Source organism: Streptomyces europaeiscabiei (genome assembly GCF_001550375.1).
In the GTDB taxonomy this organism is placed as follows: Bacteria; Actinomycetota; Actinomycetes; order Streptomycetales; family Streptomycetaceae; genus Streptomyces; species Streptomyces europaeiscabiei.
Map to the genome: position 1 here is coordinate 1 of NZ_LRTR01000727.1, position 11,028 is coordinate 11,028.

General features: G+C 69.9%; 8 protein-coding genes and 2 pseudogenes. 6 read left to right on the forward strand and 4 right to left on the reverse strand.

What is annotated here, in order from left to right:
- The 4 genes and pseudogenes from AWZ10_RS36070 to AWZ10_RS36085 all read left to right on the forward strand — a co-directional run.
- Positions 1–759 (forward strand): annotated as a pseudogene (locus AWZ10_RS36070) (hypothetical protein); the annotation flags it as partial.
- Positions 756–1,163: pseudogene (locus AWZ10_RS36075) on the forward strand (roadblock/LC7 domain-containing protein); the annotation flags it as partial. The pseudogenes AWZ10_RS36070 and AWZ10_RS36075, both read left to right, overlap by 4 nt.
- A gap of 107 nt (positions 1,164–1,270) precedes the next feature.
- On the forward strand, positions 1,271–1,618 hold the full coding sequence (locus AWZ10_RS36080) for a DUF742 domain-containing protein (protein ID WP_046702523.1): 348 nt from the start codon (positions 1,271–1,273) through the stop codon (positions 1,616–1,618).
- Positions 1,619–1,643: 25 nt separating this feature from the next.
- Positions 1,644–2,864, forward strand: a complete 1,221-nt coding sequence (locus tag AWZ10_RS36085; protein WP_046702530.1) for a cytochrome P450 — start codon at positions 1,644–1,646, stop codon at positions 2,862–2,864.
- Positions 2,865–2,878: 14 nt separating this feature from the next.
- On the opposite strand, the gene AWZ10_RS36090 is transcribed toward AWZ10_RS36085, so the two are convergent.
- Positions 2,879–4,384, reverse strand: a complete 1,506-nt coding sequence (locus AWZ10_RS36090) for a serine/threonine protein kinase (RefSeq protein ID WP_060893111.1) — start codon at positions 4,382–4,384, stop codon at positions 2,879–2,881.
- A gap of 137 nt (positions 4,385–4,521) precedes the next feature.
- On the opposite strand from AWZ10_RS36090, the gene serC reads away from it, so the two are divergent.
- On the forward strand, positions 4,522–5,640 hold the full coding sequence (gene serC / locus AWZ10_RS36095) for a phosphoserine transaminase (RefSeq protein ID WP_046702524.1): 1,119 nt from the start codon (positions 4,522–4,524) through the stop codon (positions 5,638–5,640).
- A 103-nt stretch (positions 5,641–5,743) separates the two neighbouring features.
- On the opposite strand, the gene pdxR is transcribed toward serC, so the two are convergent.
- Positions 5,744–7,168, reverse strand: a complete 1,425-nt coding sequence (pdxR, locus tag AWZ10_RS36100) for a MocR-like pyridoxine biosynthesis transcription factor PdxR (RefSeq protein ID WP_046702525.1) — start codon at positions 7,166–7,168, stop codon at positions 5,744–5,746.
- A 121-nt stretch (positions 7,169–7,289) separates the two neighbouring features.
- On the opposite strand from pdxR, the gene AWZ10_RS36105 reads away from it, so the two are divergent.
- Entirely contained in the window at positions 7,290–7,535 is a 246-nt protein-coding gene (locus AWZ10_RS36105; RefSeq protein ID WP_060893112.1) for a hypothetical protein, read from the forward strand.
- Positions 7,536–7,673: 138 nt separating this feature from the next.
- Here the strand turns inward: AWZ10_RS36105 and AWZ10_RS36110 are convergent, their stop codons facing one another.
- A complete protein-coding gene (locus tag AWZ10_RS36110; RefSeq protein ID WP_060893114.1) occupies positions 7,674–9,287 on the reverse strand; it encodes an alpha/beta hydrolase in 1,614 nt (537 codons plus the stop codon).
- A 259-nt stretch (positions 9,288–9,546) separates the two neighbouring features.
- Complete coding sequence (locus AWZ10_RS36115; RefSeq protein WP_425264527.1) at positions 9,547–10,989, reverse strand: cellulase family glycosylhydrolase; 1,443 nt, start codon at positions 10,987–10,989, stop codon at positions 9,547–9,549.
- Positions 10,990–11,028 lie beyond the last annotated feature (39 nt).

Genomic DNA, 11,028 nt, shown 5'->3' on the forward strand with positions numbered 1-11,028 from the left:
ACCTCCCGGCCCGCCGAGGACGCCAGCACCGGCGCCGTCCGCTTCAGCAGCTTCCGCCGCGCGGTGCGTGGCACGGGCGGGCTGGACCAGGCGTTCGTCCAGGGGACGGCCGCGGGGGACGAGGGCGCCACGGAGGTGCCGGGAACACCGACGACGCCACCGGCAACGCCATCGACGACGCCGGAGACGGCCGCCGCCGTGGACCGGTACGCGAACCCGGCCGGGCCGCACCCGCACGAGGCCGCCCCGGAGCCCGTACGGGAGGGCGCCCTGGAACCCGTACGGGATGCCGCTCCGCCCGCGCAGGCCGTACGGCAGCCGGAGTTGGAGCCGGTGCGGGAGTCCGAGTGGGGTGCCGTGACAGGATCGGCGTGGCAGTCCGGACCCGAACCCGTACGGGAGGCGGCCTGGGAGACCGGGCCCGTGCAGGAGACCGCATGGGAGCCCGAGCCCGCGCGGGGACTCGCGTGGCAGCCGGAAGCCGCGAAGGACGCGGCGTGGGAAGCGGACGCCGCCGCGGAACTGCCCTGGTCACCCGACCCCGTACGGGAAGCGAAGTGGGAGCTCGATCCGGTACGGGAACTGGCCTGGGAACCCGTACGGGACACCCGCCCCGCCCCTGACGACTCCACCGCCTCCGCGCCCCTCCCCTTCCGTCCGGCCTCGGGCCAGACCCCGGATCCCGACCCGGCCGGAGAGCGGCCCCCCGCCCCGGACCCGCGCACCCACCCCCACCTGGAAGGCGACCACACCCCATGACCGGTACCGGTATCGGCACCACCGCCGACGACAGGCTCACCTGGCTCATGGAGGGACTGCTGGAACGCACTCCGGGCGCCCGGCACGCGCTCGTCCTCTCCCGGGACGGGCTGAGACTGTGCCGTACGCCCGAGCTGACCGTCGACCGGGCCGACCAGCTCTCCGCGATCGCCGCCGGCATCCAGTCGCTGTCCCACGGGGCGTCCTTGGAGTTCGGCGACGGCAGCGGGGGCGTGCGGTCGGCCATGGCGGAGTTCCACGGCGGGGTCCTGTTCATCGTGGAGGCGGGCGAGGGCGCGCATCTGGCCGTGGTGACGGACGAGGAGGCGGACGCCGGACTCGTCGGCCACAACATGAGCGAGCTGGTCGAACAACTCGGCGAGCACCTGAGCGCGAAGCCGCGCCACCCGACCGGCCCGACCGGCCCGGCGAACCCGATGCCGGGTACGACGACACGTACGACCACCGCTTCGTCGACGACCGCGGCTACGGCTCTGGCGCCCCGTACGTCATGAGCCGGCCCGGCAGGGACGACCTGCCCGACCGGCTGTACACACTCACCGGGGGGCGCAGCCACTCGGCGCCCGGAACGCCGTTCGACCTGGTGACCCTGGTGGTCGCCGAGAGCCAGCCGATGCCGGGCATGCAGTCGGAGCATGTGGCGATCCTGCGGCTGACGGAGCGGCCGACGGCGGTGGTGGAGATCGCCGCCGAGCTGCGGCTGCCGGTGAGCATCACGAAGGTGCTGCTCTCCGACCTCCTCACGGCCGGCCGGGTCAGCGCCCGGCATCCGAACCAGGCCGCCCTGATCGATCTGGACATTCTGGAGCAGGTGCTAGTTGGACTTCGTAACCTCTGAGAACGGCGACGGCCACTCGGCCCCTCTGTCGGCGTCCCTGCCCGTCCCCCTCTTCGGTGCGCGCTTCCGTGGTGAACCCGCCGCGCTGTACCGGGAGTTGCGGCGGGAACACGGCGAGGTGGCGCCCGTGCTGCTCGACGGGGGCGTACCGGCGTGGCTGGTGCTCGGCTATCGCGAGCTGCACCAGGTCACGAGCGATCCGGAGCTGTTCAGCCGGGACTCCGAACTGTGGAACCAGTGGCCGAACATCCCGGCCGACTGGCCGCTGCTCCCCGTGATCAGCCCGGAGCAGCCGTCGGTCCTCGGCACGGTCGGCGAGCGGCACCGGCAGCGTGTCGCGCTGATCGAGGAGGCGCTGGAGGCGGTCGAACCGATCGAACTGCGCGGTCATGTCGAGCGGTTCGCCGACGAGTTGATCGACGTGGTGTGCGGGGTGGGCGCGGCCGATCTGGTGGGGCAGTTCGCGGCGCTGCTGCCCGTGCGGGTGCTGGCGTTCCTCTTCGGCTTCCGGGAGGAGCACGGTCCCGGGCTGGTGGTGGCGCTGAACGACATCCTCGACGGCCAGGACCGGGCGATGGCGGCCGAGGGGTATCTGCGGACGGCGATGTCCCGGCTGGTGGCGGAGCGCCTGCAGCAGCCCGGGGACGACGTGGTGTCCCGGCTGCTCGCGAACGCGCGCGCGTACGAGGTCACGGTCGAGGAGGTCACCCACGACGTGATGGTGATGCTGGCCGTGGGCCACCAGCCGACCGCCGACTGGATCGGCAACTCCCTCCACCTGATGCTGACGGACGACCGTTTCGCGGCCTCGCTCTTCGGCGGGCGCAGCAGTGTGGCCGAGGCCATGAACGAGGTGCTGTGGGAGGACGCCCCCATCCAGAACGCCGCCGGCCGCTGGACCACCCGCGACACCCGCCTCGGCGGCCGGGTGCTCCGCGCGGGCGACCTGGTCGTCCTCGGCCTCCAGGGCGCCAACTCCGACCCCCGCGTCCGCGTCCACGGCTCCGCACTCACCGGCGGCAACAACGCCCACTTCTCCTTCGGCCACGGCGACCACCGCTGCCCCTTCCCGGCCCAGGAGACGGCCGAGGTCATCGCCCGAACGGGTATAGAAGTCGTCCTGGACCGCCTCCCGGACATGGACCTCGCGGTCCCGGCAGCCTCCCTCACCCGCCGCGCCTCACCCTGGCTGCGGGGTCTGGTGGAACTCCCGGTGCGGTTCACGCCGGGGCGTGCGGTGGGTTGAGCCGGGGTCGACGCTCAGCTCCGGGCGAACCTGTACACGGCTCGCGTCAGGGTGAGCCCCGCTCCCCAGACGCAGAGCGTGCCGAGTGCGGTCGTCCACCACACGAAGTGGTGGTGCGCGGCGAGGAGAACGGCGACCAGTGCGCCTAGGAGCATCCCGTTCAAGAGGGCCATCACACCCGCGCCACCGGAGCGCCCCGTCGCCGCCCCCACGACGTAGGTGAAGAGGGCGGCGGCGAGCGCGGTCAAAGCCAGCCCCAAGCCGATGAACAGGTCGTAGTACCAGGCGAAGTCACCTCTGGCCGCCGTGAGCCAGACACACCCGACGAGGATCGGGATCAGCACCGTGAAGAACAGGCACCCCGCCGTCCCGTCGTCGGACAGGTCGGGGCCCACGCCGTGGTTCGCCGCCAGTCCGCCGAAGAACGGAACACCGATGCTCACGACGCCCCACAGCAGAGAAGTGTCGGCGTCGACCCCGCCGGCCCCGTAGAGCAGTCCAAAGGTCCCCGCTCCCGCGACCATGCACGCGCCCGCCAGTTCGAGCCACTCCTCGCGCCAGGTCACCCCCACCGCCACTCGTGCGGGGGTGGGAGCGGTCCTGGAACGACGACTGTCCGACGATGGAGCCGACGGCGCCTCCTCACGCAGGCCCCGGCTGCTGTGGGTCCGCTCTTCCTGAATGCCTTTCAGCCGGCTGAGCACCTCTGCCACGTCGGCCGGCCGGTCCCGCGGGTCCTTCTTGAGAAGGTCCAGCACCAGGTCGTCCAGCTCCTGCGGGCAGGTGTCGTCGTTACGGAGGCTCCCTGGCGCAGGGGGTGTCTGGTTCAGATGCTGGTTCCAGAGGTCCCTGGCGTTGTCGCCCTCGAACGGCGGCCGGCCCGTCAGCATCACGTACAGCAGACACCCCAGCGAGTACAGGTCCGAACCGATCGTCCCGGGGCTGCCCTCGAACTGTTCCGGCGACATGTACGCCGGAGTGCCCACCAGGTACCCCGTCGGGGTGATCCGTGTGTGTCCCTCTGCGTCCTCCTGGAAACAGGCGATGCCGAAGTCGAGGAGGACGCCCCTTCTCTCGGCGGTGATCTGAACGTTGGCGGGTTTGAGGTCGCGATGGACGAGCTTTCGCTTGTGAGCCGCCTCAAGTCCCCCGCAGATCTGCCCGGCCCAGCGGATCACCTCCGGTACGGGCAGCCCCCTGCCCTTCTCCAGGGCGATGCGCTCGTGCAGGGACATACCGTCCAGCAGTTCCATGACGAGGTACATGACGCGGCTTCCGTCGAACTCGCCCCACCCGCAGTCGTAGGCCCGTACGACGTTCACGTGTTCCAGCCCCGCGGTGACCTGCCACTCCCGCAGGAAACGCCGCTGCTTCCCCTCGTCGTCGTCCAGACCTACCTTGAGCAGCTTGACGGCGACGTCCCGTCCCATCAACCGGTCCTCGGCCTTCCATACGGCCCCCATGCCGCCCTTGCCGACGAACTCGACCAGCTCGTACCGCCCGCCGATCAGACCGACCATCGTCCCCGCCCTCCTCCTGGCTTTCCGAGTGTGGCGCGGAAGGGCGGATTCCACGAGAGGGCGTCGACATCCTCGGGGCGTCTCACTCGACGGACGACGTTTCGCCCGCGTTTCGGGAAGCCGATAGGGTCGCGGTCGTGGCTGATATCCAGATCCCCGCTGACATCAAGCCCGCCGACGGACGTTTCGGCGCGGGCCCCTCCAAGGTGCGGACGGAGGCGCTGGACGCGCTGGCCGCCACCGGTACCTCCCTGCTCGGCACGTCCCACCGCCAGGCCCCGGTGAAGAACCTGGTCGGCCAGGTCCGCGCGGGCATCAGCGAGCTGTTCTCGCTCCCCGAAGGCTACGAGGTCGTCCTCGGCAACGGTGGCTCCACGGCCTTCTGGGACATCGCGACCCACGGCCTGATCGAGAACAAGAGCCAGCACCTGACCTTCGGTGAGTTCAGCTCGAAGTTCGCCAAGGCCGCGAAGCTCGCCCCCTGGCTCGCCGAGCCGACGGTCGTCTCCTCCGACCCCGGCACGCACCCGGAGCCGGTCGCCGAGGCGGGCGTCGACGTCTACGCCTTCACCCACAACGAGACGTCCACCGGTGTCGCCGCCCCGCTGAACCGCGTGGCCGGCGCCGACGAGGGCTCCCTCGTCCTGGTCGACGCCACGTCCGGCGCCGGCGGCCTGCCCGTCGACATCGCCGAGACCGACGTCTACTACTTCGCCCCGCAGAAGTCCTTCGCCTCCGACGGCGGCCTGTGGATCGGTGTCTTCTCCCCGGCCGCCATCGAGCGCGCCGAGCGGATCCACGCGTCCGGCCGCCACATCCCGGAGTTCTTCAGCCTCCCCACGGCGATCGACAACTCCCGCAAGAACCAGACGTACAACACGCCGGCCCTCGCGACCCTCTTCCTGCTGAACCAGCAGCTGGAGTGGATCAACGGCCAGGGCGGTCTGAGCTGGTCCACGGCCCGTACGAAGGACTCCTCGACCCGCCTGTACACCTGGGCGGAGGAGAGCAAGTACGCGAGCCCCTTCGTCACGGACCCGGCCAAGCGCTCCCAGGTCATCGGCACGATCGACTTCGCCGACGAGATCGACGCGGCCGCCGTCGCCAAGGTCCTCCGCGCCAACGGCATCGTCGACACCGAGCCCTACCGCAAGCTCGGTCGCAACCAGCTCCGCGTCGCCATGTTCCCGGCGATCGCCCCGGCGGACGTCGAGGCCCTCACGAAGTGCGTCGACTACGTGATCGAGAAGCTCTGATCACTCCCGTACGACACGTAGGACACGTACGACACGTAGGACGCTGAAGGGCGCCCGGCACCGGTGCCGGGCGCCCTTCGCGTGTCCCATGCCGCCGTACGACTCACACCCGTGGGGTGAAGCCGGAGGACTCGATCGCCTCACGGAGATGGCGGACCGCTTCGTTCACCATGCTGTCGGCGAGGTTGCCGTACCCGAGGACGAGGCCGTGGTCGGTGTGGTCGTCGGTCGCGTGGTAGGCCGTCAGGTCGGCGACGCGCAGGGAACGGGAGGCCGCGGCGGTGACGACGGCCGCGGTGCCCACGGTCGTGGGCAGCCGGAGGATGAGATGGAGACCGGCGGCGATGCCGGAGACCGAGGCGTCGGGCAGCTGCTCGGCGAGGGCCTGAACGAGGGCGTCGCGTCGGCGGCGGTACCGCTGCCGGCAGGCGCGGAGGTGGCGGTCGTAGGCGCCCGACTCCAGCAGTGCGGCGAAGGCGAGTTGGTCGACGGTGGAGGGCTGGGTCGCCGCCTGGTCGGTGTGGTGCAGGTGATCGGTCCAGCGCGGTGGTGCCACGATCCAGCCGATGCCGAGCGCCGGGGACAGGATCTTGCTGAGCGACTTGAACAGGACGACCCGGGACGGGTCCATGCCCTGAACGGCCGCCACCGGACGCCGGTCGTAGCGGAACTCCGCGTCGTAGTCGTCTTCCAGGACGACGCCGTCCACGTGGCGCGCCCAGCGCAACAGGGCGGCGCGGCGCTCGGGGACGAGCACGGTGCCCAGTGGGAACTGGTGCGCCGGTGTCGTCAGCACGGCCCGGAGGCCCGTGTGCCGGGCGAGGTCGTCGGTGCGCAGACCGCCGCCGTCCGTGCGGATGGGCACCGTCTCCAGGCCCGCGGCGCCGACCACTTCGCGCAGCCGTGTCCAGCCCGGCTCCTCACACCCCACGGCGGTGATGCCGTGGGCCCGCAGGGCGTGGCAGACACGGCGTACTCCGTCGGTCACGCTCGTGCACACCGTCACGTCCTGCGGGGCCGCGGAGACACCGCGGGAACGGCCCAGATACTCGGCGAGCAGCCTCCTGAGCCGGGGGTGACCGCCGGACGGCGGGTAGCCGAACTCCGTGAACGCCATCGTCGTCGCCTGCGCGCGGACCGCCTCGGCCCACCGCCGGCGTGGAAACGCCCGCAGGTCCGGCAGGCCCGGTGCGAGGTCGAAACGGGCCACGGAAGCCTGGTGGGGCGCGGGCCGGCGCGAGTCGGCGTGGTCGTCGTTCGACCAACGCACCCGTGTGGCCGAGCCGGTACGAGCCTCCAGATAGCCCTCGGCGACGAGCTGGCTGTACGCCTCGGTCACCGCCCACCGTGAACAGCCGAGGTCGGCGGCGAGCTGCCGACTGGGCGGCAGGGCGGTTCCTATCTCGATCCGCCCCTGCCTGATCGCCGTGCGCAACGCCCGCTTCACCCGCTCGTGCAGCGGTCCGTCGCCGGGCTGCCCCAGGTTGAGCAGGAGGTCCCCGGCCAGATTGGTCTGCGTTTCCCGCATGCCATTGGACAGTAGCAGCGAGCCGTTTCTCAGTAACTTCGCAGGTACGAGAGCGAGATACCAGGACCAGTTACGAGTTACGAGTTACGAGTTACGAGTTACGAGTTACGAGGAGAATGCCGTGGCTACCGTGAGGCGCTCCCTGCCGACCGCCCAGGCCCACCCGTTGTTCCGTGGTGTGTTCGACGACTGGCTCACCAAGGCCGACGCCCTGTCGGCCCTGCCGAACGCCCCGGTCGTACCGGACACGCCAGTCGTACCGCACGCACCGGACGCCTTCCGGCGGTTGCGGCTGCCCACCTGGCGTCGACTGCGGTCGCGCTTCGGCCGGTACGCCGTGGCCGAGGCCCACGTCGGATCACCGTGAAGAACGAGGATCACCGTGAAGAACGAGGACCACCGTCCGTACGTGCGATGACAAGGGCGCCCGGCGTATCGCCGGGCGCCCTTGTCGTGCCGTACGCGCTGGTCGCCGTACGAGGTGATGCTCAGGCAGCCATCATGCTCAGCCGCGGAAGCCGAGTATGCCGTGCAGGGTCGCGCCGCTCGTCGCGGCGGTCCCCGGTGCCGTGCTCAGCGTCGACTGAGCCGACTGCTGCGCGGCCGACGGCTTCGGGTCGGCCAGCTTCTTGCAGGTGGCGTCGACCGTGCCCTTGCCGTGGGGCACCTTGCCGTTGGTGAGGTACGTCGCCAGGTACTTGTCGAGGCAGCTGTTACCGCTCAGCGTGATGCCGTGGTTGCCGCCGCCCTGCTCGACGACCAGGCTGGACTTCTTGAGCAGCTTGTGGACGGTGACACCGCCCTGGTACGGGGTGGCCGCGTCGTCCGTCGCCTGGAACAGCAGCGTCGGCGGCAGCTTGGAGTTGGCGATGTTCACCGGCTTCAGCGACTTGGTCGGCCAGAACGCGCACGGCGCGTTGTACCAGGCGTTGTTCCAGGCCATGAACGGGGCCTTCTTGTACACCGCCCAGTTGTCCTTGGTCCACTTCTTCCAGTCACGCGGCCAGGACGCGTCACGGCACTGCACCGAGGTGTAGACGCTGTAGCCGTTGTCACCGTCGGAGTCGATGGCGGCGAAGTTCTCGTACGCCTCGACCAACGGGTCGGCGTCCTTGTCGTTCACGTAGGCCGCGAACGCGTCGGCGAGGAACGGCCAGTAGCCGTTGTAGTAGCCGCCCGGGATGAAGGTGTCCTCCAGCTCGGAGGCGCCCACCTTGCCGCCCGCGGGCGTCTTGGCGAGGGCCGCCCGCATGGCGTACCACTTGGCCTCGATCTTCTTCGGATCGGTGCCGAGCTTGTAGGTGGAGTTGTACTTGGCGACCCACTTCGTGAACGCCTTGTGGCGCTTGTCGAAGGCGTAGTCCTGGTCGAGGTTGTCCTCGTACCAGACACCCGTCGGGTCGACGATGGAGTCCAGCACCAGGCGCCGCACGTTCTGCGGGTACATCTTGGCGTAGACCGCGCCGAGGTAGGTGCCGTACGAGTAGCCGAAGTAGTTGATCTTCTTCGCGCCGAGTGCCTTGCGGATCGAGTCCAGGTCCTTCACGGCACTGATCGTGTTGATGTACGGCAGGACGTCCTTGTACTTCGTGCCGCAGGCCTTGGCGAAGGACTGGGCGCGCGAGACGTTGGCCTTCTCGATCGCGGACGTGCTGGGCACGGAGTCCGGGCGCACCGGGTTGAAGTAGCCCGGCTTGCAGTCCAGGGCGGGCTTGCTGGCGCCCACTCCGCGCGGGTCGAACCCGATGACGTCGTACTGCGCCGCCACCTTCTTCGGCAGCGAGGACGCGACGAACGCGGCCAGACCCGTACCGCTGCCGCCGGGACCGCCCGGGTTGACCAGCAGCGGACCCTGGTACGTCTTCGAGGTGTGCGGCACGCGGGACAGCGCCAGCGTGATCTTCTTCCCGCTCGGCTTCGCGTAGTCGAGCGGCACCTTCACCGACGCGCACTGGAGCGTCGGGGAGTTGTCCGTGGCGCACTTCTTCCAGGCGACCTTCGCGGCGGCGGCCTGGACGGTGTTCGCGGAGGGCGACCCGCTGGCGTTGGCGGGGGCGGCTGTGAGCGACCCGGCCAGGACAACGGTGGCACCGCACAGCACGGCTGCGCTTCTTCTCATGAAGTTCTCTCTGAACGATGGGGGGTTCAGGTCCGCGAGGTTCGCGGCCCAGGCCGCATGGTTCCCGAAGATCACACCCCGCAATAACTTATTCGACCAAGACTTGACCGAATTGAGTCATTACTTACTCGTGATTGACTCACAGAAAGGGGTAGTTGCATCAATCTCGGACATGTCACCCCAGGACAATGCCATCCCACCGACGGGGGCGCTCGGCACGTACCGGACGCCCCCGTCTCACTCCGCCGTCACTCCGCGCTCACCCCGCCGTACAACTCACACTCGGCACACCCCCACCCCCGGGCGCGCCCCCGAAGCCGAAGCTCGCCGAACCACCCGCGGCCACGGCACCGTTGTGCGCCGCGTTGGTCGCGGTGACCGTCGCCCCGCTCTGCGTGTACGACGCGTTCCACATGGTCGCGACCCGCTGCGAGCCGGGCCAGGTCCAGGTGACCTTCCAGGAGGTGATCGCGGTCGTACCGGTGTTGGTGACCTTCACGTCGGCGTTGAAGCCGCCGCCCCAGTCGCTGCTGACGGTGTAGGCGGCGGTGCAGGCGGCCGTTCCGCCACCGGGGTCGCCGGGATCGCCCGGATCTCCCGGGTCGCCGGGGCCGGTGCCGCCGGGCGGGAAGCCCGGGGCCTTGATGCTCGTCAGGTAGCCGTCCTTGACGGTGTCCACCGTCTGCCAGTCGTCCTTCAGGATGCCGCCGGTGTCACCGGAGTTGGGGTTCCAGGACCAGAAGGTCCAGTGGAAGGAGTCCGAGCCGTAGGTGGCGGTCGAGCGCAGGTACGTGACCAGGGCGGCCAGCCACCGCTGGTCGATCGTGGACTGGAGCGTCGTACCGAACTCGCCGACCCACACCGGCGCGATGTTCTGCTTGAAGATGTAGCCCCAGTACTTGTCCCAGATGCCGGGCATGTTGGCCGGGAAGGACGGGTCGCTGAACCAGCTCTGCTGGGCGACGCTCGTGGCGTAGTCGTGGGCCGAGTACACGACACGGTTGGCGACGTCGAGCTGCACCGGGTACTGGGCCACGCCCATCAGGTTGCCGCCCCACCAGCCCGAGACACCGTTGAACGTCTGGACACCCTCGACGAGGATCAGCAGGTCGGGGTTGACGGACAGGACCGCGTTGCCGGCGCGCTGGGCGGCCAGCCGCCAGTCCCTGGCCGTGTCGCCGCAGCCCCAGCAGGCGGGGTCGTGGGGCTCGTTGTGGAGGTCGATGCCGACGACCGTCGAGTTGCCCTTGTAGCGCGTGGCCAGCGCCTTCAGATTGGTGATCCACGTCGTCTCGGGGACGGCCGAGGTGTACCAGAGCGCCGACTGGCCCGCCCCGTCCGGGCGATGCCGGTCGAGGATGATCTTCAGGCCGCTCCGACCGGCGTGCGCGACGATCTTGTCCAGGACCTGGAGCGAGGTCAGTCCTTGCAGGTCGGCGTTCTTGCCGTCGGAGTGATTCAGGCTGTCGGGCATGGTGCCGGGCTTGAGGATGTCGTCGCTGTAGGGCATCCGGATGGTGTTGTAGCCCAGCGACTTCATCTGGTCGATCATGCTCTTGTAGTCGCGGGACCAGAGCCCGTGGGGGACGTGGTTGGCGGTCTCGAAGCCGAACCAGTTGATGCCGGCGATGCGGACCGACTGGCCGGACGCGTCCAGGATCTGCCGGCCGCTGGTACGCCAGTAGCCGGCACCGGCCTCCACCGCGGCGACGTCGGCCGCACCGGCCTCCGCCTCGGTGGC